The sequence below is a fragment of the Pantoea sp. PNA 14-12 genome (assembly GCF_004364735.1).
Classification (GTDB): Bacteria; Pseudomonadota; Gammaproteobacteria; order Enterobacterales; family Enterobacteriaceae; genus Pantoea; species Pantoea stewartii.
Map to the genome: position 1 here is coordinate 465,256 of NZ_SOAJ01000003.1, position 24,349 is coordinate 489,604.

The 24,349-nt window shown below is 54.7% G+C and carries 20 protein-coding genes and 1 riboswitch; of the genes, 12 read left to right on the forward strand and 8 right to left on the reverse strand.

Annotated features, from left to right (window positions below; genetic code table 11):
• The first annotated feature begins 85 nt into the window (after nt 1–85).
• The gene (locus C7434_RS13220) at nt 86–850 is read left to right on the forward strand and encodes a DedA family protein (RefSeq protein ID WP_006117654.1); all 765 of its coding nucleotides are present in this window, start codon (nt 86–88) and stop codon (nt 848–850) included.
• Here the strand turns inward: C7434_RS13220 and thiQ are convergent.
• From thiQ to sgrR, 4 genes are all read right to left on the reverse strand, one after another.
• The gene (gene thiQ, locus C7434_RS13225) at nt 847–1,548 is read right to left on the reverse strand and encodes a thiamine ABC transporter ATP-binding protein ThiQ (RefSeq protein WP_133745525.1); all 702 of its coding nucleotides are present in this window, start codon (nt 1,546–1,548) and stop codon (nt 847–849) included. The two genes, C7434_RS13220 and thiQ, sit on opposite strands and share 4 nt — an antisense overlap.
• Nucleotides 1,532–3,142, reverse strand: coding sequence for a thiamine/thiamine pyrophosphate ABC transporter permease ThiP (gene thiP / locus C7434_RS13230; RefSeq protein WP_133745526.1), 1,611 nt, complete (start codon nt 3,140–3,142; stop codon nt 1,532–1,534). Before thiP ends, thiQ begins: the two co-directional genes overlap by 17 nt.
• A complete protein-coding gene (thiB, locus tag C7434_RS13235) occupies nt 3,118–4,104 on the reverse strand; it encodes a thiamine ABC transporter substrate binding subunit (RefSeq protein WP_054634688.1) in 987 nt (328 codons plus the stop codon). Before thiB ends, thiP begins: the two co-directional genes overlap by 25 nt.
• 43 nt (nt 4,105–4,147) lie before the next feature.
• Nucleotides 4,148–4,252, reverse strand: a riboswitch (TPP riboswitch).
• A gap of 35 nt (nt 4,253–4,287) precedes the next feature.
• The gene (sgrR, locus tag C7434_RS13240; RefSeq protein WP_110267854.1) at nt 4,288–5,949 is read right to left on the reverse strand and encodes an HTH-type transcriptional regulator SgrR; all 1,662 of its coding nucleotides are present in this window, start codon (nt 5,947–5,949) and stop codon (nt 4,288–4,290) included.
• A gap of 253 nt (nt 5,950–6,202) precedes the next feature.
• On the opposite strand from sgrR, the gene C7434_RS13245 reads away from it, so the two are divergent.
• On the forward strand, nt 6,203–7,381 hold the full coding sequence (locus C7434_RS13245; protein ID WP_133745527.1) for an MFS transporter: 1,179 nt from the start codon (nt 6,203–6,205) through the stop codon (nt 7,379–7,381).
• Between the two features lie 72 nt (nt 7,382–7,453).
• Here the strand turns inward: C7434_RS13245 and leuD are convergent, their stop codons facing one another.
• Genes leuD through leuA form a run of 4 tightly spaced genes read right to left on the reverse strand, consistent with a single transcriptional unit; the run spans nt 7,454 to nt 12,128 of the window.
• Nucleotides 7,454–8,059, reverse strand: coding sequence for a 3-isopropylmalate dehydratase small subunit (gene leuD, locus C7434_RS13250; protein WP_033740246.1), 606 nt, complete (start codon nt 8,057–8,059; stop codon nt 7,454–7,456).
• Between the two features lie 10 nt (nt 8,060–8,069).
• A complete protein-coding gene (gene leuC, locus C7434_RS13255; protein ID WP_006117660.1) occupies nt 8,070–9,467 on the reverse strand; it encodes a 3-isopropylmalate dehydratase large subunit in 1,398 nt (465 codons plus the stop codon).
• Nucleotides 9,468–9,471: 4 nt separating this feature from the next.
• The gene (leuB, locus tag C7434_RS13260) at nt 9,472–10,563 is read right to left on the reverse strand and encodes a 3-isopropylmalate dehydrogenase (protein ID WP_006117661.1); all 1,092 of its coding nucleotides are present in this window, start codon (nt 10,561–10,563) and stop codon (nt 9,472–9,474) included.
• Between the two features lie 2 nt (nt 10,564–10,565).
• Entirely contained in the window at nt 10,566–12,128 is a 1,563-nt protein-coding gene (gene leuA / locus C7434_RS13265; RefSeq protein WP_133745528.1) for a 2-isopropylmalate synthase, read from the reverse strand.
• 903 nt (nt 12,129–13,031) lie between these two features.
• Here leuA and ilvI point away from each other — a divergent pair.
• The 10 genes from ilvI (at nt 13,032) to mraY (ending at nt 24,348) form a co-directional block, all read left to right on the forward strand.
• Nucleotides 13,032–14,756, forward strand: coding sequence for an acetolactate synthase 3 large subunit (gene ilvI, locus C7434_RS13275; protein ID WP_006117663.1), 1,725 nt, complete (start codon nt 13,032–13,034; stop codon nt 14,754–14,756).
• Between the two features lie 2 nt (nt 14,757–14,758).
• Entirely contained in the window at nt 14,759–15,250 is a 492-nt protein-coding gene (gene ilvN / locus C7434_RS13280) for an acetolactate synthase small subunit (RefSeq protein WP_006117664.1), read from the forward strand.
• Nucleotides 15,251–15,436: 186 nt separating this feature from the next.
• Nucleotides 15,437–16,447: a catabolite repressor/activator gene (gene cra, locus C7434_RS13285; protein ID WP_006117666.1), complete on the forward strand. Its 1,011-nt coding sequence runs from the start codon at nt 15,437–15,439 to the stop codon at nt 16,445–16,447.
• 493 nt (nt 16,448–16,940) lie between these two features.
• On the forward strand, nt 16,941–17,399 hold the full coding sequence (mraZ, locus tag C7434_RS13290) for a division/cell wall cluster transcriptional repressor MraZ (protein WP_006117668.1): 459 nt from the start codon (nt 16,941–16,943) through the stop codon (nt 17,397–17,399).
• Between the two features lie 2 nt (nt 17,400–17,401).
• Nucleotides 17,402–18,343, forward strand: coding sequence for a 16S rRNA (cytosine(1402)-N(4))-methyltransferase RsmH (gene rsmH, locus C7434_RS13295; RefSeq protein ID WP_033740250.1), 942 nt, complete (start codon nt 17,402–17,404; stop codon nt 18,341–18,343).
• Complete coding sequence (ftsL, locus tag C7434_RS13300) at nt 18,340–18,660, forward strand: cell division protein FtsL (protein WP_006117670.1); 321 nt, start codon at nt 18,340–18,342, stop codon at nt 18,658–18,660. Before rsmH ends, ftsL begins: the two co-directional genes overlap by 4 nt.
• Before the next feature lie 16 nt (nt 18,661–18,676).
• The gene (locus C7434_RS13305) at nt 18,677–20,443 is read left to right on the forward strand and encodes a peptidoglycan glycosyltransferase FtsI (protein ID WP_006117671.1); all 1,767 of its coding nucleotides are present in this window, start codon (nt 18,677–18,679) and stop codon (nt 20,441–20,443) included.
• Entirely contained in the window at nt 20,430–21,917 is a 1,488-nt protein-coding gene (gene murE / locus C7434_RS13310; protein WP_033740252.1) for a UDP-N-acetylmuramoyl-L-alanyl-D-glutamate--2,6-diaminopimelate ligase, read from the forward strand. The genes C7434_RS13305 and murE overlap by 14 nt, the downstream gene beginning before the upstream one ends.
• On the forward strand, nt 21,914–23,272 hold the full coding sequence (gene murF / locus C7434_RS13315) for a UDP-N-acetylmuramoyl-tripeptide--D-alanyl-D-alanine ligase (RefSeq protein ID WP_033740253.1): 1,359 nt from the start codon (nt 21,914–21,916) through the stop codon (nt 23,270–23,272). The genes murE and murF overlap by 4 nt, the downstream gene beginning before the upstream one ends.
• Nucleotides 23,266–24,348, forward strand: a complete 1,083-nt coding sequence (mraY, locus tag C7434_RS13320; protein ID WP_033740254.1) for a phospho-N-acetylmuramoyl-pentapeptide-transferase — start codon at nt 23,266–23,268, stop codon at nt 24,346–24,348. Before murF ends, mraY begins: the two co-directional genes overlap by 7 nt.
• Nucleotide 24,349: the final 1 nt, after the last annotated feature.

Below are 24,349 nucleotides of genomic sequence, written 5' to 3' on the forward strand. Positions count from 1 at the left end.
TGTCAATATTGGCCTACAATTCTTGCCTTGACGCTGTGATGTCTGCTCTGGACAATCCAGCCTTCTGCTTTTTCTGAGGATTGATATGGAAGCCTGGGTTCAACACCTGATTACACAGTCGCTGGAGTGGGCGCTGTTTGCCGTGGCGCTGGTGACGTTTCTGGAGTCACTGGCGTTTGTGGGGCTGCTGCTCCCCGGCACCGTGATGATGGCGAGCCTTGGCGCGCTGGTGGGCAGTGGGCAGATCGGTTTGTATCCCGCCTGGGCCGCTGGCTTCGTCGGTTGTCTGCTTGGCGACTGGGTTTCTTACGGGATTGGCTGGAAGTTTCAGGGGCCGCTTCATCGCTGGAAGTACCTGCAAAAATACAAAGGGCTGCTGGATAAAACCGAACATGCGCTCTATCAGCACAGCATGTTTACCATTCTGGTCGGCCGTTTTGTGGGACCCACTCGCCCGCTGATCCCGCTGGCGGCAGGTATGCTGGAATTGCCGGTACGCAAGTTTCTGCCCCCCAATCTGATCGGCTGTATTTTATGGCCCCCGCTTTATCTGTTGCCGGGGATTCTGGCAGGCGTGGCGATTGATGTCCCGAAAGAAGCCCAGGGCGGTCACTTTATCTGGCTGCTGGTTGCCGTTGCCCTTGTGGTGTGGCTGGGATGCTGGCTGTGCTGGCGCTGGTGGCGCGGTGAAAAGACCCGCGACTGGGCCACCGCGTATTTGCCGCCTGAACGACTGCGCTGGCTAGCGCCACTGGGCCTGGTCGTGGCCGTTGCGGCCTTCGTCGGTATTCAGTTTCACCCGATGATGCCAGTTTTCCGCCACCTGCTGTGGCAGGTCTTTATCGGTTAACGACGTGGGATGCCGAGCACATCGGCTTCCCGCACGTCCCCTGACAGCAGCCGGTCCGTTGCGCCATCCCAGTAAACCCGTCCATCTACCACCACCACGCTGCGTGGCGCAATCTGCTGCGCATCTTCAAGACTGTGCGACACCATAAGTAATGTGATTTCACGGGCTTCGCAGACGGTACGCACCAGGTTGAGCATCTCGCCACGCAGTGCCGGATCAAGCGCCGAGAAAGGTTCATCCAGCAGTAATATCGGCCGCTCGCGCAGCAGGCAGCGTGCCAGCGCTACGCGCTGACGTTGTCCACCTGAGAGCTGGCCTGGCAGGCGCGACAGCATCTCACTGAGCCCGACCTGCTGTGCAATGGTGGCTACCTGCTGACGCTGGTCCGCAGTCAGCCTGAGCCCGGGATGTAAGCCCAGCCCCAGATTCTGTTCCACGCTGAGATGCGGAAACAGGTTGTTTTCCTGAAACAGCATCGATACCGGGCGCTGAGCGGGCACGCTGTGGGTATGATCGACGCCATCCATTATCAGACTGCCCTGGCTGACGGGCAGAAAGCCGGCAATCAGATTTAACAACGTACTCTTACCCGCGCCGCTTGGACCAAGAATCGCCAGCCGTTCGCCGCGCCCGGCGTGAAGGGAAAAACGCATCGGCAAATGCTGATACAGGTAAGTCAGATTATTCAGTGTCAGCATGGCGACCCGGTAATTTTTCCATCAGAGTAAACAGAGACAGGCAGAGCACCAGCAACAGTAATGCGGTAACGGCTCCGTCGGCCCCGCGATAGGCACCAATCTGCTGATAGAGGTAGAAAGGCAGCGTACGGAAATCGGCGTTACCGAACAGCGCCACGACGCCAAAGTCTCCAATTGACAGTACGCAGGCAAACGCCAGCGCCTGTGCCAGTGGCCGCTTCAGTGCACGGAGTTCTATCAGCGTCAGGCGGTTCCATCCGCTGATCCCTAATGCGCCGCACAGGTGGTTGTAGCGTTCTGCGATATCCCGCATCGGGTTTTCCAGCACTTTCAGGGCATAGGGAATGGCGATCAGTGCATTGGCGAACATCACTACGCCATCCGCCGCATCGGGCAGCCCTGTAGTGGCATTCAGCAGCAGGAAAAAGCCGGTTGCCAGCACGATACCCGGCATGGCCAGGATCAGCATGCCGCTGGTGTCCATAAATTGTGCGGCGAGTTTACGCTGGCGCAGGCGCAGTTCGCGGCTGCTCCAGAGCAGCATGGTCGTCAGTAACACGCACAGCACGCCAGCGCCCAGGGCGATGCGCAGTGAGGTGAATGTTGCCTGCCACAACGCCGGTTGTTGCAAGGCGCCGCGCAGTCCGCCGTCCAGGCCATTAATAATCACTGCGATCAGGGGCGGTAGCAGTAACAGCAAGGCTAAACCGATGAGAGCAATGTCACTGATGCGCGCCAGCACGGAATCCTGCGGATCGCGCCAGCCCTGGCGCTGCGTGTTGCCAGCGGGAATGGCGTGACTGAAGCGCTGACTGAGAAGCACCAGCACCAGGCAGCAGCAAAGCTGAATCAACGCCAGGAGTGCGGCGCGTCCCGGATCGTAGTCATAACTTAAAGCCTGAAAAATGGCCAGTTCGATAGTGGTGGCCCGCGGCCCGCCACCCAGTGAAAGAACCGTGGCAAAACTGGCGAAGCAGAGCATGAAAATCAACGCACCGGTAGGCAGTAACTGGCGACGTAGCCACGGCCATTCAAGGAGCCGAAAGTGATGCCAGCCACGGATATTCAGCTGTGCAGCAAGCTGACGCTGTTCGGCCGGAATGCTTTCCAGCGCCTGCAGCATCAGGCGCGTGGCCAGCGGCAGGTTGAAAAAAACATGGGCCAGTAAAATGCCCTGAAGCCCGTAAGGCGAGAAGTGATAGTCCACGCCAAGCCAGGCGCAAAGCCGGGCCAGCCAGCCCACCCGACCATAGACAGTGAGCAGACCAAATACCGCGACCAGCACCGGCAAGACCAGCGTCATGGCGCACAGGCGTAATAATCCCTGACGGCCAGGAAAACGGCGTCGATAGAGAGCCCGGGACAGCGGAATGGCCGGCAGCAAAGAGAGCAGGGCGGAGAGCAGCGCCTGCGTAAATGAAAAGCCAATCACATGATGCAGATAGGTATCCTGCAGAACCGCGCGCCAGTCGGTCGCCGGGGCCGCCATCCACAGTGCAGCAAAAGCTGACAACGCCACGCTGCAAAGCAGCAACGTGGCGAGTGAACCCGGAATCAGCCAGAAGGGGATCAGCGACTCACGGCGCGTTGCCATTGGCTGACCCATTGTGAACGGTGGCTGGCGACGGCTTCAGGCGAAAACTGTAATGCCGTCTTCGGCACGCTGAGTGAAGCAAAGCCTGCAGGCAGGTCGGTTTTGATCACCGGGTACATCCAGTTGCCGGTTGGAATCGTATTCTGGAAAGCGGGCGTGACCATGAACTGCATAAACTGCTCTGCCAGTTTTGGTTGTTTGCTGTTAGCCAGGCGGGCTGCCACTTCCACCTGCAGATAGTTGCCTTCGGCAAACGGTGCCGCGGCATAGTTATCCTTCTTCTCTTCAATAATGTGATAAGCCGGCGACGTGGTATAGCTCAACACCAGATCGCTCTCGCCTTTCAGAAACAGACCGTAGGCTTCACTCCACCCTTTGGTCACCGTGACGGTTTTCTTTGCCAGCTTTTGCCAGGCTTCAGGCGCCTTGTCTCCGTAGACTTTTTGCATCCACAGCAGCAGGCCAAGGCCCGGCGTGCTGGTGCGGGGATCTTCATAAATCACGCGCCATTTTTCGGGGCTTTCGACCAGTTCTTTCAGGCTCTTTGGTGGGTTTTTCAGCGTGTTTTTGTTATAGACGAACGCGAAGTAGCCGTAATCGAAGGGCACAAAGGTGGTGTCCTTCCAGCCGCCGGGAACCTGCAATTTACCGGTATCAACGTCGCTTTTGGCAAACAGCCCGGTTTGTTGCGCGGCCTGCAGGAGGTTGTTATCCAGCCCTAAGACCACATCGGCCTTGCTGTTCTTGCCTTCCAGACGGACGCGATTCAGCAGCGAAACCCCGTCTTCCAGGGCCACATATTTCAGTTCGCAACCGCACTGGGCTTCAAAGGCTTTTTTAACGGCCGGACCCGGTCCCCAGTCAGCGGAAAACGAATCATAGGTGTAAACCGTCAGGACAGGTTTGGCCGCGAAGACCGGGGCAGAGAGTAACAGCAGCACGGGCAGGACGTTTTTTAACACTTTGCGCTCCTATAGCGGCAGGGTTGAGTCGCAAAGGATCTGAGCAAAGTTGCCTCTCAAATCCCTACGTCGGCATTAACCGATTCAGGTTCGACGGGTATATCTCAGCGCTCTGACATGATGGAAAGAGGCACCCCGTTGAGAACGTCACATTCTAGTCATTTAATGCCCGCCGGGAAAGGATCACAGCGTGGGCGGTGCAAACCAAGCGGATTTAAAGTCAAACCACCCCAGCGTATTCATCCGTACCCCGCGCATACTGCGCTGGCCTTCCAGCAGCAGCCAGTGATGAAACAACGGATGAAGCCAGTTGCTTTCAACCAGCTGTTTCGCCCATTCAGCAAGGGGGAGCGTTTTCTCACGCCAGCGCGCAGCATCCTGCTGCCAGTTCACCGGCAGGCAGTGCTGCAACAACGGGACTTCGTATAACAGCGCAAACAGAGAATAGTCCAGGGGCAGGGTAAAGTTGACGCTGCCGAGCCAGATATCGCTTTCACCTGTGCCCTGATGCCAGGATTCATAACTGACCTCACGCACGTCCAGCGTCACGTCGTGTTGCGCCAGTAGTGGACGCAAGGCATCGGTGATACTGACGTGCTCAATGTGCTGGTTATAAACGGTCAGCGTCAGGTGCGTCAGACCGGCGGGTTTTTCTACCGGTGTCAAATCGCGCCGGTGGTGCCAGCGGGGCAGCAGGCCGTAAGCAGGAAACCAGTAACGCTGGTAACCCAGATCCGCATTGTTCAGTAAGGCAATGGGGTTAAGCAGGAAGCTAAGCCAGCGTCGAATGCCCGGTTCGCCTGCCTTCGCGGAGCGCTGGTCAAACAGTAAAAAGTAGCAGCCCTCTTCAAGCCGACTCTCTTCCTGTTTCTCATCGGCCTGTTCGCCCTGCAGGCGAACACCGGCATAAACCACTTCGTCACTGATTTCGGGCAGCACCCATACCGACACGTCATCGATCAAGGCGCGATAGCCAAAGTAGTCGTCGAAGGCTTCGATCTTCAGCTGACTTTGCTGATTGCGGATGACCCGATAGGGCCCTGTCCCTATGGGCTGACGGGCAAAATCGCGCATATCGGGCCACTCGCGCGGCAGAATCATGGCGCTGACGCTGCCCAACAGCCAGGGTAGCCAGCTGTCGGGCTGATCTAAATAGATATCCAGCGTCCAGGGGGCAGGGGAGTCAAGTCGCTGAAGATGGGAAAACAGCGGATGCTGGCGCAGGCGCTCAAGGCTGGCAATCACATCGTCCATGTCGAGTTCCCGGCCATGATGGAAACGGATAGCCGGACGTAAATAAAAGCGCCAGTGTCGATCCGAATGTTGCTGCCAGTGATGAGCGATATCGGCTTCGATTTCCCCCTTTTCCTCATTTATGCGTGTCAGACCGCTAAAAATCTGGCGAGCGATATGGGTTTCTGACCGACGCAGGGGCGATCCAGGCAGCAGATTGAGCAGAGGGCGATAGTAGAGAACGCGCAGAATATGTTTTCCCTGCCGGAAACTGCGGCCCAGATGCGCGCTGATCATCTGTCTGACCTGATCTTTATCGCCGACAAGCTGCACCAGTTGATCAATACGATCCTGTTCCAGCAGGTCTTCAGCGCGCTGCTGCTGCAGGGTTAGTCCGGTGTAGCAGAAGGTGAGCACGGATCGCTTGCCCCGTCCGGCCTCCGCCTGCCAGGTGAGCCAGCCGGCTTCCTGCATCCTGTTAAGCAGGTTCCGCATATGGCGACGTGAACAGTGCAGGGCGTCGGCCAGTTCACCCAGGGTGGTTTCCTGCGATTGCCCCTGACAGCTCTGCCACAGACGAATGAACTGCTGCTTCAAACGTGATGACGACATAAAAGAGGAACTCCCTCTGAAACCTGCTCTGTTTTTCCTGCCCTATTTTAGAGGCAAACTTTCTCGCATTGGAAGAGCGGGAGGCATTCAGCGATGGATGGCGCTCTGACATGGACGGCAGCGATGCCCGTCCCTTCTGAGTAGTGTGCTACGATTTTGCCAGCAGAGTTATTCTGCTGGTTTTTTTTACGTTGCAGGTTATGGTCGGGGGACACGCTTCCCGTTTCTATTGTTGTTCTGTCAGGGATAAGGCATGAAATCTTTGTTAGCATTCTCGCGCCGTTTCAATCCAGTGTTTTTCGCTTTTATGGTGACCGCCTTTATCCTCGGCGTAGCGGGCGCGCTTCAGGCACCGACGCTGAGCCTGTTTTTATCGCGAGAAGTGCAGGTGCCGCCGCTGTGGGTTGGACTGTTTTTTACCCTCAATGCCGTTGCCGGGATTGTGGTGAGCATGATGATCGCAAAACGTTCCGACCGGGTCGGCGATCGCCGCAATATCATCTTGCTGTGCTGCATGCTGGCATTGGCAAACGCGCTCCTGTTCGCCTTTACCCGCCATTATCTGACGCTGATAACGCTGGGCGTACTGCTGTCGTCGCTGGCGAATGTCGCCATGCCGCAGCTTTTTGCCCTGGCGCGTGAATATGCCGACAGTGCTTCGCGCGAAGTGGTGATGTTCAGCTCTATCATGCGTGCTCAGGTCTCTCTGGCCTGGGTGATTGGCCCGCCATTGTCATTTGCGCTGGCGCTGAATTTTGGCTTTGTCACATTGTTCAGCGTGGCCGCCGGGCTGTTTTTTCTCTGTTTTCTGCTGATCTGGTTCACGGTGCCCTCGGTGCCGCGCACCGCGTCCCTGATGCAGTCAGGCGGAATTCCGCTGAGTGGCTGGCGTATTCGTGATGTACGTATTTTGTTTGCCGCATCGACGCTGATGTGGACCTGCAACACCATGTATATCATCGACATGCCGTTATGGATCAGTACGGATCTGGGCTTACCTGAAAATCTGGCCGGAATCTTAATGGGTACGGCTGCCGGGCTGGAGATCCCGGTCATGATCGTGGCGGGCTTTTACGCCAAACGATGGGGCAAGCGGAATATGATGGCCGCCGCCGTGGCTGCTGCCGTCGTGTTCTACAGCGGCCTTATCCTGTTTCACAGCCATCTGGCGCTGCTGATCCTGCAGGTGTTTAACGCCCTGTTTATCGGCGTGGTCGCAGGCATTGGCATGTTGTGGTTTCAGGATCTGATGCCTGGACGGGCGGGCGCGGCCACCACCCTGTTTACTAACAGCATTTCGACCGGGATTATCCTGGCGGGGCTATGTCAGGGTGCGCTGGTTGAACATTTTGGGCACGGCAGTGTGTACTGGGTGATTGCAGCGATTTCGCTGGTTACGTTGGTGATGATCAGAAGAATCAAAGAGGCGTGATCCGCGCCAGTGAGATGCGCAGGACAAAAAAAAGCCCGGTCAGCAGACCGGGCCGTACGGTGATAACGAAGCTTAGCGCATAAAGGCGGGCTGGTTATTTTCGTAAGCTGAAATCGCGCTTTCGTGCTGCAGCGTCAGGCCGATGCTGTCCAGTCCGTTCAGCATGCAGTGGCGACGGAAATCATCAATCTTAAAGCTGTAGGTCTTGTCGCCGGCTTTAACCACCTGCGCTTCCAGATCCACTTCGAAGCGGATGCCCGGACGGGCTTTTACCAGGGTAAACAATTCGTCTACCTGCTCCTCAGTCAACGTGACCGGCAGCAGTTGGTTATTAAAGCTGTTGCCATAAAAAATATCGGCAAAGCTCGGCGCGATGACGACTTTAAAACCGTAATCGGTCAGTGCCCATGGCGCATGCTCACGTGACGAACCACAGCCAAAGTTTTCACGTGCCAGCAGGATGGATGCCCCTTTGTACTCCGGGAAGTTGAGCACGAAATCCGGATTGGGCTCCAGGCCGTGATCGTCCAGGAAACGCCAGTCGTTAAACAAATGCGCACCGAAACCAACACGCGTCACTTTCTGCAAAAACTGCTTTGGAATGATGGCGTCGGTGTCGACGTTAGCGGCATCCAGTGGCACCACCAAACCCGTATGTTGCGTAAATTTTTCTGCCATGATGGCGTCCTTATGTCAGGCTGCGAATATCAGCGAAATGGCCATTAACGGCAGCAGCAGCGGCCATCGCCGGGCTGACTAAATGTGTCCGTCCGCCACGGCCCTGGCGGCCTTCGAAGTTACGGTTACTGGTTGAAGCACAACGCTCGCCGGGATTCAGGCGGTCGTTATTCATCGCCAGACACATGGAGCAGCCAGGCAGGCGCCATTCAAATCCGGCCTCAATAAAGATCTTATCCAGCCCTTCGGCTTCGGCCTGGGCTTTAACCGGGCCTGAACCTGGCACCACCAGAGCCTGAACGCCCGGCGCAACTTTACGCCCTTTGGCAATCGCGGCGGCGGCGCGCAGATCTTCGATGCGCGAGTTAGTGCAGGAACCAATAAAGACTTTATCGATGCTGACGTCGGTCAGTTTGATACCGGGTTGCAGGTTCATATAAGCCAGCGCCTTCTCTGCGGATGCCCGCTCCACGGGATCCGCAAACGAGGCCGGGTCGGGAATCTGCGCATCCACCGCGATAACCTGCCCAGGGTTCGTTCCCCAGGTAACCTGCGGGGCGATCTCTTCTGCACGCAGCGTCACGACGCGGTCAAATTTCGCGTCCGGATCGGATTTCAGCGTGCGCCAGTATTCAACGGCCTGCGCCCATTTCTCACCTTCCGGTGAAAACTGACGTCCTTTCAGGTAGGCGAAGGTGGTTTCATCGGGGGCCACCAGACCGGCTTTTGCGCCCATCTCGATAGCCATGTTACACAGCGTCATGCGGCCTTCCATGCTCAGCGCTTCGATCGCGGAACCACAGAATTCGACAACATGGCCGGTACCGCCCGCGCTGCCGGTTTTGCCGATAATGGCCAGCACGATATCTTTCGCCGTAATGCCCGGGGCAACCGTACCTGTCACTTCAATCTTCATGGTTTTAGCACGGCCCTGTTTCAGGGTTTGGGTGGCAAAAACATGCTCGACTTCAGAGGTACCGATACCGAAGGCCAGCGAGCCAAAAGCGCCGTGTGTAGCCGTGTGCGAGTCACCGCAGACAATGGTCATGCCCGGTAAGGTCATGCCTTGTTCCGGACCGATGACGTGCACGATGCCCTGGAACGGGTGATTCAGGTCATATAACTGCACGCCAAATTCCGCACAGTTCTTGATCAGCTCCTGCATCTGAATACGGGCCATTTCACCCGAGGCATGAATATCTTTGGTCTGGGTAGAAACGTTGTGATCCATGGTGGCGAAGGTTTTCGACGGCTGGCGCACTTTACGACCGTGCGCCCGCAAGCCATCAAACGCCTGCGGTGAGGTCACCTCATGAATCAGGTGACGGTCAATATAGAGCAGCGGCGTTTCATTCGGCGCTTCGTGAACGACATGTGCATCAAATAACTTCTGGTATAAAGTTTTCATTTTATTATTTTTCCTCGGCGACAAAGCGAGCAATGATGCTGCCCATCTCATCGGTGCTAATCGCAGGGCCATCACCGGCTAAATCTTTGGTGCGGTAACCTTCGGCTAACGCACGGCTGATGGCGCGTTCAATACTGGCAGCGGCCTCATCGGCGTTCAGGCTGTAGCGCAGCAGCAGTGACAGCGACAAAATCTGAGCAATCGGGTTGGCAATGTTCTGCCCGGCGATATCCGGTGCGGAGCCGCCAGCCGGTTCGTAGAGGCCAAAGCCGTCTTCGCTCAGGCTGGCTGAGGGCAGCATGCCCATAGAACCGGTGATCATCGCGCACTCGTCTGACAGAATGTCGCCAAACAGGTTTGAGCACAGCAGCACGTCGAACTGAGAAGGATCTTTAATCAGCTGCATGGTGGCATTGTCGATGTACATATGGCTCAACTGCACATCGGGATAATCTTTCGCAATCTCGTTGACGATCTCGCGCCACATGACCGAGGTTTGCAGTACGTTGGCTTTATCCACGGAGGTGACTTTGTTGCGGCGCTTGCGGGCGGACTCGAAAGCCTGACGTGCAATACGTTCGATTTCAAAGCGATGGTAGACTTCGGTATCAAACGCGCGTTCATGCGGACCGCTACCTTCACGTCCTTTCGGCTGACCAAAATAGATGCCGCCGGTCAGTTCACGGACACACAGAATGTCGAAACCGCGTGCCGCGATATCGCTGCGCAGTGGACAAAACGCTTCGAGACCGCTGTACAGCGCCGCCGGGCGCAGGTTACTGAACAGTTTAAAATGCTTACGCAGGGGAAGCAGCGCGCCACGTTCGGGCTGGGAAGCCGGGGGCAGGTGCTCCCATTTTGGCCCGCCCACGGAACCGAACAGAATCGCATTAGCCTGCTCACAACCGGCTACAGTGGCTGGGGGGAGCGGTTCACCATGGCGGTCAATGGCGATGCCACCCACATCGTATTCGCTGGTGGTAATACGCAGATTAAAGCGCTGACGAACGGCATCTAATACCTTGATAGCCTGCGCCATCACTTCCGGGCCGATACCGTCGCCCGCCAGTACTGCGATATGTGAAGAGTTTGACATGATTACACCGTTTCCTTCTGATCTTTAGACTTGCGCTGTAACTCTTTCTCGACCTGTTTGGCTCGCCAGATGTTGTTTAAGGCGTTCACCATCGCTTTGGCAGACGATTCGACGATATCTGTCGCCAGACCAACGCCGTGGAATTTGCGGTTGTTGTAGCTCACCACAATATCGACCTGGCCCAGGGCATTTTCGCCGTGGCCTTTTGCCGTCAGCTTGTAATTAACCAGCTCGGCATTGAACTGGGTAATTCGGTTAATGGCCTGATAAACCGCATCAACCGGACCGTTCCCGGTCGCCGCTTCTGATTTCGTCTGTTCGCCACAACCCAGATTGACCGACGCGGTCGCCGTAATACTGGAGCCTGACCGCACAGTGAAATCATTCAGTTGGAAAAATTCAGGCTCTTCGTTTTGTTTGTCGATGAAAGCCAGCGCTTCCAGGTCGTAGTCAAAAACCTGACCTTTCTTGTCCGCCAGTTTCAGGAAAGCGTCATACAGGGAATCCAGATTGTATTCGCTCTCTGTGTAGCCCATCTCTTCCATGCGATGTTTTACCGCTGCACGACCGGAACGGGATGTCAGATTAAGCTGAATTTTATGCAGGCCAATGGATTCTGGCGTCAGGATTTCATAGTTTTCACGATTCTTAATCACGCCGTCCTGATGAATGCCCGACGAGTGGGCAAACGCGTTCGATCCGACAACCGCTTTGTTGGCCGGAATCGGCATATTGCAGATCTGGCTAATCATCTGGCTGGTACGATAAATTTCATGATGGTGAATGTTGGTATGAACATTCATGATCTGCTGGCGGGTTTTAATCGCCATGATCACTTCTTCCAGCGCACAGTTACCGGCACGTTCGCCCAGGCCGTTCAATGTCCCTTCCACCTGACGCGCCCCGGCCTGCACCGCTGCAATCGCATTACCGGTGGCCATGCCTAAATCGTCGTGTGTGTGCACAGACAGAATCGCTTTGTCGATATTCGGTACGCGGTTGATTAACTGGCTGATAATGTTGGCGTATTCATTCGGCAGGGTATAGCCAACGGTATCAGGGATATTGATGGTGGTTGCGCCCGCATTTATGGCGGCTTCGACCATGCGGCACAGGTCGTCAATGGGCGTACGACCACCGTCTTCACAGGAGAATTCAACATCGTCCGTATAGTTACGGGCACGTTTTACCATGCGCACCGCCCGCTCAATTACCTCGGGTAAGGTGCTGCGCAGTTTCGTGGCGATATGCATCGGCGAGGTGGCAATAAAGGTATGGATGCGGAAGGCCTCGGCAACCCGCAATGATTCGTAGGCGGCATCAATGTCCTGCTCAACGCAGCGCGCCAGGCCGCAAACCCGACTGTTTTTAATGGTACGCGCAATGGTTTGTACGGATTCAAAATCACCTGGTGACGAGACGGGGAAGCCGACTTCCATCACATCAACGCCCATACGTTCCAGCGCTAACGCAATCTGCAGTTTTTCTTTCACACTCAGGCTGGCCTGTAAGGCCTGTTCACCATCACGCAGAGTGGTATCGAAAATAATAACTTGCTGGCTCATCGTGTTCATCCTTTTGCGTTTCTTGCCTTGCAACGAGCATAAAAAAACCCGCGACAGGCGCGGGTTTTTAACTTTTAGCAGGTTCGAATCAGTGTTTGATTTCGCCCACAAGTCTACCGCGCAGAGAATTTGCGATAAGTAGTAGACCTGATAGACGAAAAGAACGTGACATGTTTCAAACCCCGTGAATTTTTTGCTGCATCTATTGGTACTGGAATCAACAATCGATGTCAACCATAAGCGAAGGGTTATTTTCAGCCGCCACAAAGAAAAATGTTCTGACATTTTTGACGCTCACAGAGTATTAAACGAGGCGGACAGAACCCATGACGTTCATTACTGCTGATACGGGGTTACAGAAGAAAGGCTGCTTTTTAAGGTGATGAAATATAATGATAAATTAATATTCCAGTATCGCTTTATCCATAATCAGGCCATCTCAGGCAGCATAATCTCATGCGCTTTAAATTTTTATAAGATAATTACGCCATAAAAACGCATGAGGAAAAAATGGCTGGCTGAGTCCGTTCGTCATAGGTTTTTTTTATTTCTTAGATATGGCTACAAAAAATATCATTCACAGCATTTTCCTCTGCCATTATTGAACGTATTTAGTTTAATAATCGCAGGCAAAAGTTGGCGGGCAGAGGCTTTGAATCCCGCCGCCTTTCATCAAATGCGTTTGGCGTTTGCCAGCCCGTTTTTCTACGGTTATGGTAATCGACCTACTCTTAGAAAAATTAACCCAGCAGAATTCTCTGTATCTGGATCGCAGAAATGAGTTTTGCGGTCTTAGCAAAAACATAAGGTTTTGATTTTAATTGGCGAAACAGGGCAGGATGCATATGGCTAGCGGAAAAGCCGTCGCCAGTGGATTCAGTTCCTCAAGCCGGGAGGCAGAAGATGGAGATGTTGTCAGGAGCCGAAATGGTCGTCCGGTCGTTGATCGACCAGGGCGTGAAGCAAGTGTTCGGTTATCCGGGTGGCGCAGTACTCGATATCTATGATGCGCTGCAAACTGTAGGGGGCATCGACCATGTTCTGGTCCGCCACGAGCAGGGTGCGGTCCACATGGCCGATGGTCTGGCACGCGCAACCGGTGAAGTCGGTGTGGTGCTGGTGACGTCCGGGCCGGGTGCAACCAATGCGATCACCGGTATCGCGACCGCCTATATGGATTCTATTCCGTTAGTCATTCTGTCGGGTCAGGTGCCGTCTTCGCTGATTGGTTATGATGCCTTCCAGGAATGTGACATGGTGGGGATTTCCCGCCCGGTGGTGAAACACAGTTTTCTGGTGAAAAACACCGAAGAGATCCCGACGGTACTGAAAAAAGCTTTCTGGCTGGCATCCAGCGGTCGCCCGGGACCGGTGGTTATCGATCTGCCAAAAGATATCCTTAATCCTGCGAATAAGCTGCCTTATCACTATCCGCAGGAAGTGAGCATGCGCTCGTATAATCCGACAATTCAGGGCCATAAAGGCCAGATTAAGCGTGCGTTACAAACCTTACTGGCGGCGCATAAGCCGGTTATCTATGCCGGCGGCGGTGCCATTACATCGTCGTGTGAAGCCGAGCTGTTGCAGCTGGCTGAGCGCCTGAATATTCCGGTCACGACTTCACTGATGGGGCTGGGTGCGTTCCCTGGCAGCCATCGCCAGTGCGTAGGTATGCTCGGTATGCACGGAACCTACGAAGCGAATATGACGATGCACAATGCCGATTTGATCTTCGGCGTTGGTGTACGTTTTGACGATCGCACCACCAACAATCTGGCAAAATACTGCCCGAACGCCACCGTGATGCATATTGATATCGATCCGACGTCGATTTCCAAAACGGTCTCCGCGGATATTCCGATTGTGGGCGATGCAAAACAGACGTTACAGCAGATGCTGGAACTGCTTGATCACACGGAGGCGAAGCAGCAGTTAGACAGTCTGCGTGACTGGTGGCAGTCGATTGAGACCTGGCGCGGACGTCAGTGCCTTGCCTACGATCGTACCAGTGACAAAATCAAACCCCAGGCCGTGATCGAAACCATCTGCCGTCTTACTAATGGTGATGCTTACGTGACATCGGACGTAGGGCAGCATCAGATGTTTGCCGCGCTCTACTACACCTTTGATAAACCCCGTCGCTGGATTAACTCTGGTGGCCTCGGCACCATGGGCTTCGGCCTGCCTGCCGCGCTGGGTGTCAAAATGGCGCTGCCTGACGAAACGGTGATTTGCGTGACGGGCGATGGCAGTATTCAGATGAACATTCAGGAGCTTTCGACCGCGCTCCAGTATGATCTGCCGGTATTAGTGCTGAACCTGAACAACCGCTTCCTGGGCATGGTGAAACAGTGGCAGGACATGATTTACTCTGGCCGCCATTCTCAGTCTTATATGGAATCATTGCCTGATTTCGTTCGCCTGGCGGAGGCCTATGGTCACGTAGGCATTGCCATCAGTCATCCTGCGGAGCTGGAAGAGAAGCTGACGCTGGCACTGGAAACTCTGGCAAAAGGACGACTGGTGTTTGTTGATGTTAACGTTGACGGCAGTGAGCATGTTTACCCGATGCAGATTCGCGGTGGCAGTATGGATGAGATGTGGTTGAGCAAAACGGAGAGGACTTAATTATGCGTCGCATTTTATCGGTTTTGCTGGAAAACGAATCCGGCGCATTGTCTCGTGTTGTTGGCCTGTTTTCACAGCGTGGCTACAACATTGAGAGCCTGACGGTTGCACCCACGGACGATCCTACGCTGTCACGCATGACGATTCAGACTGTTGGCGACCAGAAAGTCCTGGAGCAGATTGAGAAACAGCTGCACAAGCTGGTCGATGTTTTGCGTGTGACCGAGTTAGGGCAGGGCGCTTACGTCGAACGTGAAATTATGCTGGTGAAAATTCAGGCGACAGGTTATGGCCGCGAAGAGGTAAAGCGCAGCGCAGAAATTTTCCGGGGCCAGATTATTGATGTGACGCCTTCGCTTTACACGGTTCAGCTGGCAGGCACCAGTGATAAGCTGGATGCATTCTTAAGCACGGTACGCGAAGTGGCTGAAATTGTAGAAGTCGCGCGCTCCGGCATCGTTGGTGTTTCACGTGGCGAACGGATAATGCGTTAATCACGCGCCGTAACGATCTAAAACGAATGTAACCCGGCGAAATGCCGGGTTTTTTCTTTTTTGTGCAGAACAAGGTTCACCATCAGAAAAGCGGTTGCTCCGCGCACTTTTCTGCTGTTAGATGTGATAAAAGAATGTCCATAGCTTATCTGCGGGTTATCAGACCCGCTTAACGGTGGGGTTACAGTGAAACTGGATGAAATTGCGCGCCTGGCGGGTGTATCGCGCACCACGGCCAGTTACGTCATTAATGGAAAGGCACGGCAGTATCGTGTCAGCGATAAAACCGTTGAGAAAGTCATGGCGGTGGTCCGCGAGCATAACTATCATCCTAATGCTGTGGCGGCAGGGCTGCGCGCCGGGCGCACGCGCTCGATCGGTCTGGTGATTCCCGATCTGGAAAACACCAGTTATACACGTATTGCTAACTATCTTGAGCGTCAGGCCCGCCAGCGTGGCTACCAGTTATTGATCGCCTGTTCTGAAGATCAGCCTGACAATGAAATGCGCTGTATTGAGCATCTGCTGCAACGCCAGGTGGACGCCATTATCGTATCCACTTCACTTCCTCCTGAGCATCCTTTTTATCAGCGCTGGATTAACAATCCCCTGCCCATCATCGCACTGGACCGCGCGCTGGATCGTGAACACTTTACCAGCGTGGTCGGTGCTGACCAGGACGATGCTTATGCCCTGGCGGCTGAACTGCGTCAGCTTAAGGTCAGCAACGTTCTGTTCATGGGCGCGTTACCAGAATTATCGGTCAGCTTTCTGCGTGAACTGGGATTCAGAGAAGCCTGGAAAGGGGATGAGCGTCCCATCGACTTCCTCTATTGCAATAGTTTTGAGCGCACGGCGTCGGCCGCCGTGTTCGAAAAGTATTTGCAGGATCACTCAATGCCAGACGCGCTGTTCACCACGTCATTCGGCCTGTTACAGGGTGTGATGGATGTGACCCTGAAGCGTAACGGCCGCCTGCCGTCCAATCTGGCGATCGCCACCTTTGGCGATCATGAACTGCTGGACTTCCTGGAGTGCCCGGTGTTATCGGTAGGCCAGCGTCATCGTGATGTAGCCGAACGGGTACTGGAATTGGTATTAGCGTCTCTCGATGAACCGCGTAAACCCAAGCCTGGATTAACGCGTATTCGCCGCAATTTATTACGTCGCGGACAATTAAGCAGAATTTCTAATTAATAATACGGGCAGCGATTTGTCTGCCCCGATGTTTAAATGCTGTTTTTAAACTCTTTCTTATCCAAAGTAAAAAAGCGTAAGCGTTTAACATTCATTCTAACAAATTAAGTTAACAGACCATTCTTGTTTACTTACAACTTAACGCTGGTTTAGCCCCTTAACATCAGGCGAGTGGCTAGGCTTCCGTTAAGAAATCCCCTAAAATGCGTCCCCTGTCTCAAAACGGCATCGGATTATTCAACCGTAATAAACGTGTTAATTTTCGCCGTTTTTTTTCAGAGCTGAATTTTTTATTCAATTATTCATTAGTTTAATTTTGATTAATCATCTTCCGGCGTTTTGAAACCTTTTCAGTGTTAATTCCCGCCTCGGTAAATAATCATATTCTACTGCCGCTCCGGCTTGACAATGATTTCCTACGATCCTTAAACTCGTTTTGTGGTAAAAAGTGGGATAAAGTGGTGCAAATGGGTAACTGAGGGGTGAGACTGACATGTTCCGTGGAGCAACGTTAGTCAATCTCGACAGCAAAGGACGACTGGCGGTACCAACCCGTTACCGTAATTTGCTGAACGAGGAATCGCAGGGGCAGATGGTTTGTACCATCGACCTCCATCAGCCATGCCTGTTGCTTTACACCTTACCCGCATGGGAAATCATTGAGAAAAAACTGGCGAGTCTGTCCAGCATGAATCCGATGGAGCGCCGCGTGCAGCGTTTACTGTTGGGACATGCCAGTGAGTGTCAGATGGATAATGCGGGCCGCTTATTGCTGGCGAATACCCTTCGCCAGCATGCAAATTTAAGCAAAGAAGTGATGCTGGTTGGGCAGTTCAACAAGTTTGAACTGTGGGATGAACAGACCTGGTATCAACAAGTCAGGGATGATATTGACGCAGAACAGTCAGCTCAGTCGCCTTTATCTGAGCGGTTGCAGGATTTATCGCTATAGCTATGCAGGAAAATTATAAACACACCACCGTGCTGTTGGATGAGGCAGTGAATGGCCTCAACATCAAGGAAGACGGAATCTATATTGACGGCACCTTTGGTCGTGGCGGTCACTCACGCTTGATTCTGGCGCAGCTTGGCGCCAACGGAAAGCTCATCGCCATTGACCGTGATCCGCAAGCTATCGCCGCGGCCGCTGAAATAACGGATCCGCGTTTTTCCATTGTTCATGGCCCCTTTTCCGCGCTGGCGGAGTATGTGGCAGAGCGTGAACTGGCAGGTCAGATTGACGGCATATTACTGGATCTGGGCGTGTCATCCCCGCAGTTGGATGATGCCGAACGCGGGTTTTCATTTATGCGCGACGGGCCGCTGGATATGCGCATGGATCCCACGCGCGGCCACTCTGCCGCCGAATGGTTGATGCAGGCAGAAGAGGCCGATATCGCCTTTGTGCTGAAAACCTATGGTGAAGAACGATTTGCGAAGCGGATTGCGCGGGCGATTGTGGAACGCAACCTGGATCAACCGATGACGCGCACGAAAGAGCTGGCAGAGGTGATTGCCGCAGCAACACCGGTTAAAGACAAGTTCAAACACCCGGCGACCCGTAGTTTCCAGGCCATTCGCATCTGGATCAACAGCGAACTGGAAGAGATCGACACCGCATTAAAAGGTGCAGTCGATGTGCTGGCTCCGCAAGGGCGTTTGTCTGTCATCAGCTTCCATTCGCTGGAAGACCGGTTGGTGAAGCGGTTTATGCGCGATCAGAGCCGCGGGCCGCAGGTGCCCCATGGCTTACCCATGACCGAGCAGCAACTGAATGCACTGGGTGGGCGTCAGTTGAAGCTGCTGGGCAAAATGGTACCTGGCGACACGGAGGTGAAAGAGAATCCCCGTGCGCGCAGTTCCGTTTTACGAATTGCGGAGCGAACTGACGCATGATTGGCAACGAACGGCACAGCTTACCCGCTGTCATCGCGGGCGACATTATGCGTAAAGGGAAACTCCCTTTTCTGTTGCTGATTGCTGTGCTGGTTTCTGCCGTGCTGGTCGTGACAACGACGCACAAAACACGCTTGCTGACTGCCCAGCGAGAGCAACTGGTGCTTGAGCGTGATGCGCTGGACATTGAGTGGCGCAACTTAATTCTGGAAGAGAATGCCCTTGGCGATCACAGCCGCGTTGAGCGGATCGCCACCGAGAAGCTGCAGATGCAGCACGTTGATCCTTCGCAGGAAAACATCGTGGTGCAAAAATAAGGACCTGTTACTGCTAATGAGCGGCGTAAAAAGAACGCTGAAGTTAAAAAAACCAGAAGATAAAGCCAGCTTTGTAAGCTGGCGTTTTGCGTTGTTATGCGGTTGCATTTTACTGGCCTTAGGTGGGCTGTTATCACGCGTGGCCTGGCTGCAGGTGATTAATCCGGACAAACTGGTTAAAGAGGGCGATTTACGTTCACTGCGCGTTCAGGCCGTGCCCACCTCGCGGGGGATGATCAGCGACCGCGGCGGGCGTCCGCTGGCGGTCAGCGTGCCGGTTAACGCCATCTGGGCCGATCCCAAAGAGCTGCATGATGCGGGCGGTGTCACGCTCGACAGTCGCTGGCGTGCGCTCTCAGATGCGCTTTCTGTTCCCATTGATCAACTGGCCGCCCGCGTAAATGCCAATCCTAAAGGCCGGTTCATCTATCTGGCCCGCCAGGTCAATCCCGCCATTGGTGAATACGTCAAAAAACTCAAGCTGCCCGGTATCCATCTGCGCGAAGAATCACGCCGTTATTACCCTGCCGGACAGGTCACCTCACATCTGATTGGCTTCACCAATATCGATGGTCAGGGAATCGAAGGCATCGAAAAGAGCTTTGACAAATGGCTGACGGGTGAGCCCGGCGAGCGTACCGTGCGTAAAGATCGCTATGGGCGCGTTATCGAAGACATTTCATCGGTGGACAGTCGTGCGGCACATAACCTCACTCTGAGTATTGACGAGCGTTTACAGGCGCTGGTGTACCGTGAGCTGAATAATGCGGTCGCCTTTAACAAAGCCGAATCGGGAACGGCGGTTCTGGTGGATGTGAATACCGGTGAGGTCCTGGCGATGGCGAACAGCCCTGCCTATAACCCCAATAACCTCAGCGACACGCCAAAAGATCTGATGCGCAACCGGGCCATCACCGACATTTTCGAACCCGGCTCGACGGTAAAACCGATGGTGGTGATGACCGCGCTGCAACGCGGCGTGGTGAAAGAGAACAGCGTTTTGAACACCGTGCCGTATCGCGTAAATGGTCATGAGATTAAAGACGTAGCGCGCTATAACGAACTCACGCTGACTGGCGTACTACAGAAATCGAGTAACGTCGGTGTTTCCCGACTGGCGTTAGCGATGCCCTCCTCAGCGCTGGTAGAAACTTACTCGCGCTTTGGTCTGGGTAAACCGACCAATTTGGGGCTGGTCGGGGAAAGCAGTGGCTTATACCCTAAAAAACAACGGTGGTCTGACATAGAGAGGGCCACCTTCTCTTTCGGCTACGGGCTAATGGTAACGCCGTTACAGTTAGCGCGAGTCTACGCAACGATTGGCAGCTTTGGTATCGCCCGCCCGCTCTCAATCACCAAAGTGGATCCGCCGGTGGGCGGTGAGCGCGTATTTCCTGAAGCTCTGGTGAAAACCGTGGTGCATATGATGGAAAGCGTTGCATTGCCGGGCGGGGGCGGCGTGAAAGCCGCCATTAAAGGTTATCGCGTCGCCATTAAAACCGGTACGGCGAAAAAAGTCGGACCGGACGGGCGTTATGTGAACAAATACATCGCCTATACCGCAGGCGTGGCACCTGCCAGCCGTCCTCGTTTTGCGCTTGTTGTGGTCATCAACGATCCTCAGGCCGGTAAATATTATGGTGGTGCGGTTTCTGCACCGGTGTTTGGTGCCATCATGGGCGGCGTACTGCGCACCATGAACATCGAGCCGGATGCGCTGCCGACCAATGACAAGAACGAGTTGGTGACAAACAGAAGTGAGGAAACAAGTGACAGATCGTAACCTGCGCGACTTACTCGGACCGTGGGTGCCTGGTGCACCTGCGCGCCCGTTGCGTGACATGACGCTGGACAGTCGCGTGGCGGCTGCGGGTGATCTGTTTGTCGCTATCGCCGGCCATCAGGTTGATGGACGCCGCTTCATTCCTCAGGCCATTGCCCAGGGCGTGGCCGCCGTGATTGCGGAAGCCGAAGGGGAAGCGAGCGACGGTGAAATACGCGAAATGCACGGCGTGCCGGTTATCTATCTTGCACAGTTGCCCCAGCGTCTTTCCGCTCTGGCGGGGCGTTTTTACCAACAGCCGGGCGAAAGACAAAAACTGATTGGCATCACCGGCACTAATGGCAAAACGACCACGAGTCAGTTGCTGGCCCAGTGGGCTGAGCTGCTGGGTGAAACCAGCGCGGTGATGGGGACGGTGGGAAATGGTCTGGTCGGCCAGCTCGTGCCTGCCGAAAACACCACCGGCTCCGCTGTGGACGTCCAGCATACTCTGGATGAACTGGCCAGCAAGGGCGCGTCGCTGACCGCCATGGAAATCTCCTCCCACGGTCTGGTGCAGCATCGTGTCGCAGCCTTGCCGTTCGCTGCTGCTGTCTTTACCAACCTCAGTCGCGATCACCTGGATTATCACGGCGATATGCAACAGTACGAGTCAGCTAAATGGCTGCTCTTCTCTGAACATCAGGTGGGCGTGGCCATCCTGAATGCCGACGATGAAGTCGGACGCCGCTGGCTGGCAAACCTGCCTGATGCGGTTGCTGTCTCGATGGAAAATAACCTGCAGCCTGGCTGCCATGGTCGCTGGCTTCGCGCAACCGAGGTGAACTATCACGACAATGGTGCCCACATTCGTTTCCGCTCCAGTTGGGGCGATGGCGAACTGGACAGTCGTCTGATGGGGGCTTTTAACGTCAGTAACGTGTTGCTGGCGCTGGCCACACTGCTGGCGCTGGGTTATGCACTGGATGATTTACTGCGCGTTGCCGCAAAACTGCAGCCGGTTACCGGACGGATGGAAGTCTTCACCGCACCGGGCAAACCCACTGTCGTGGTGGATTATGCCCACACGCCCGACGCATTAGAGAAAGCACTGGCCGCCGCCCGCCTGCATTGTAAAGGTAAACTATGGTGCCTGTTCGGCTGTGGCGGCGATCGCGACAAAGGTAAGCGCCCACTTATGGGTGCCATTGCGGAACAGTTTGCCGATGTGGTCGTGATTACTGACGATAATCCGCGCAGCGAAGATCCTGCGACGATTGTGCAGGACATTCTGAGCGGCCTCCTTGATCCGGGCCGCGCTCGCGTTGTCGCGGGCCGTGCACAGGCAGTCACCAGCACTATTATGCAGGCTCAGCCCGACGACATTGTGTTAGTCGCCGGTAAAGGCCATGAAGATTATCAAATTATTGGTCATCAGCGGCTGGACTACTCCGATCGTGCTACGGTCGCCACGCTGTTAGGAGGCATTGCATGATTCCGGTTTCATTACGCACCTTAGCGCAGGTCACCAGCGGTACGCTGCACGGCGACGATTTGACGTTCAACACCGTCACGACAGACACCCGCAAGGTCACCGCAGACAGTCTGTTTGTTGCCATTGTGGGTGAGCGCTTTGATGCACATGACTTTGCCGAGGATGCGATTGCCAAGGGCGCGAAAGCCTTGCTGGTAAGTAAGCATTTACCTGTGTCGGTGCCGCAGGTCGTTGTCAAAGACACGCGCATCGCCTTTGGTAAGCTGGCGTCCTGGGTGCGTCAGCAGGTCAGTGCCCGCGTCGTTGCGCTGACCGGCTCATCCGGTAAAACGTCAGTGAAAGAAATGACCGCAGCGATTTTACGCCAGTGCGGCGAAACGCTGCATACCGCCGGTAACCTGAATAACGATTTTGGCGTGCCCATGACCCTGCTGCGTCTCACGCCAGAACATCAGTATGCCGTGATTGAGCTTGGCGCTAATCATCAGGGTGAAATCGCCTATACCACCGACCTGGTTCGTCCGGAAGCGGCGCTGGTCAATAATCTGGCTGCCGCGCACCTTGAGGGTTTCGGATCGCTTGAAGGTGTCGCAAAAGCGAAGGGTGAAATTTTTTACGGCCTGCCCGCAAAGGGAACGGCGATTTTAAATGCTGACAGCAATGACTGGCCACGCTGGCAGGAGAACCTGCACGGTAAAACGGTATGGCGCTTCTCGCCGCAGGCCGCAGACTGCGAATTTGGTGCGCGCGATATCCGTATTCGCCAGGATGGCACCCATTTTGTCATGCATACGCCCCGTGGTGACATCGACATTATTCTGCCTCTGCCCGGTCGGCACAATATCGCCAATGCTCTGGCGGCGGCGGCGCTTGCGTTGTCGGTCGATGCACCGCTTAGCGCGGTGCAGACCGGGCTGAAAAGCCTGCAGTCCGTTCCTGGTCGCTTATTTCCTGTCCGGCTCTCAGATCATCAACTGCTCCTGGATGACAGCTATAACGCCAATGTAGGATCGATGGTTGCGGCGGCACAGGTGCTGTCTGAAATGCCTGGCTACCGTGTGATGGTGGTGGGCGATATGGCTGAATTAGGGGATGAAAGTGAACAACTTCATCGCGAAGTCGGCCTGGCCGCCAAAGCTGCAGGCGTTGACCGGGTATTAAGCACCGGGCAGTTCAGCCACTTTATGAGTGAAAGTAGCGGAGTTGGCGAACATTTCAGCGATAAAACGGCGCTGACTGAACGATTACGCCAGTTGCTGTCCGAACACAAAGAAATGACCGTATTGATTAAAGGTTCGCGTAGTGCCGCCATGGAGCAGGTAGTACAGAGCTTACAGGAGAAAGGAACATGTTAGTTTGGCTGGCCGAGCATCTGGTCGCATTTTATTCCGGTTTTAACGTCTTTTCGTATTTGACGTTTCGCGCCATTGTCAGCCTGCTGACCGCACTGTTTATTTCGCTGTGGATGGGGCCGCGTCTGATTGCCTGGCTGCAAAAGCTGCAGATCGGGCAGGTTGTCCGTAATGATGGTCCCGAATCGCACTTCAGCAAGCGGGGCACGCCGACGATGGGCGGCATCATGATTCTGACGTCGATTACGTTGTCGGTGCTGATGTGGGCTTATCCTTCTAATCCCTACGTCTGGTGCGTGCTGGTGGTGCTGGTGGGCTTTGGCGTCATTGGCTTTGTTGATGATTACCGTAAAGTGGTTCGCAAGGATACCAGGGGGCTGATTGCCCGCTGGAAATATTTCTGGATGTCGGTGATTTCGCTCGGAGTCGCCTTTGCGCTCTATCTGGCCGGTAAAGATACGCCTGCGACGGAACTCGTGGTGCCGTTTTTCAAAGATGTGATGCCACAGCTTGGCCTGTTTTACATTGTGCTGGCCTATTTCGTCATCGTCGGTACCGGCAATGCTGTCAACCTGACTGATGGGCTGGATGGTCTGGCCATCATGCCGACAGTGTTTGTTGCGGCCGGTTTCGCCCTGGTCGCCTGGGCGACCGGTAACGTGAAGTTCGCCGATTACCTGCACATTCCTTATCTGCGTCACGCAGGTGAGCTGGTTATCGTCTGTACGGCGATTGTTGGGGCTGGATTAGGTTTCCTCTGGTTTAACACTTATCCGGCTCAGGTCTTTATGGGCGATGTCGGCTCGCTGGCACTGGGCGGTGCGCTCGGTACCATCGCTGTCCTGCTGCGCCAGGAATTTTTATTAGTGATTATGGGCGGCGTGTTTGTGGTTGAAACGCTGTCGGTGATCCTGCAGGTGGGATCGTTCAAGCTGCGTGGCCAGCGTATTTTCCGCATGGCACCGATCCATCACCATTACGAACTGAAAGGCTGGCCAGAGCCGCGCGTGATTGTGCGCTTCTGGATTATTTCGCTCATGCTGGTGCTGATTGGCCTGGCGACGCTGAAGGTACGTTAAT

Coding starts and splice junctions, on each gene's coding strand:
- C7434_RS13220 (WP_006117654.1), top strand. CDS start 86: ATGGAAGCCTGGGTTCAACACCTGATTACACAGTCGCTGGAGTGGGCG.
- thiQ (WP_133745525.1), bottom strand. CDS start 1,548: ATGCTGACACTGAATAATCTGACTTACCTGTATCAGCATTTGCCGATG.
- thiP (WP_133745526.1), bottom strand. CDS start 3,142: ATGGCAACGCGCCGTGAGTCGCTGATCCCCTTCTGGCTGATTCCGGGT.
- sgrR (WP_110267854.1), bottom strand. CDS start 5,949: ATGTCGTCATCACGTTTGAAGCAGCAGTTCATTCGTCTGTGGCAGAGC.
- C7434_RS13245 (WP_133745527.1), top strand. CDS start 6,203: ATGAAATCTTTGTTAGCATTCTCGCGCCGTTTCAATCCAGTGTTTTTC.
- leuD (WP_033740246.1), bottom strand. CDS start 8,059: ATGGCAGAAAAATTTACGCAACATACGGGTTTGGTGGTGCCACTGGAT.
- leuC (WP_006117660.1), bottom strand. CDS start 9,467: ATGAAAACTTTATACCAGAAGTTATTTGATGCACATGTCGTTCACGAA.
- leuB (WP_006117661.1), bottom strand. CDS start 10,563: ATGTCAAACTCTTCACATATCGCAGTACTGGCGGGCGACGGTATCGGC.
- leuA (WP_133745528.1), bottom strand. CDS start 12,128: ATGAGCCAGCAAGTTATTATTTTCGATACCACTCTGCGTGATGGTGAA.
- ilvI (WP_006117663.1), top strand. CDS start 13,032: ATGGAGATGTTGTCAGGAGCCGAAATGGTCGTCCGGTCGTTGATCGAC.
- ilvN (WP_006117664.1), top strand. CDS start 14,759: ATGCGTCGCATTTTATCGGTTTTGCTGGAAAACGAATCCGGCGCATTG.
- mraZ (WP_006117668.1), top strand. CDS start 16,941: ATGTTCCGTGGAGCAACGTTAGTCAATCTCGACAGCAAAGGACGACTG.
- rsmH (WP_033740250.1), top strand. CDS start 17,402: ATGCAGGAAAATTATAAACACACCACCGTGCTGTTGGATGAGGCAGTG.
- ftsL (WP_006117670.1), top strand. CDS start 18,340: ATGATTGGCAACGAACGGCACAGCTTACCCGCTGTCATCGCGGGCGAC.
- C7434_RS13305 (WP_006117671.1), top strand. CDS start 18,677: ATGAGCGGCGTAAAAAGAACGCTGAAGTTAAAAAAACCAGAAGATAAA.
- murF (WP_033740253.1), top strand. CDS start 21,914: ATGATTCCGGTTTCATTACGCACCTTAGCGCAGGTCACCAGCGGTACG.
- mraY (WP_033740254.1), top strand. CDS start 23,266: ATGTTAGTTTGGCTGGCCGAGCATCTGGTCGCATTTTATTCCGGTTTT.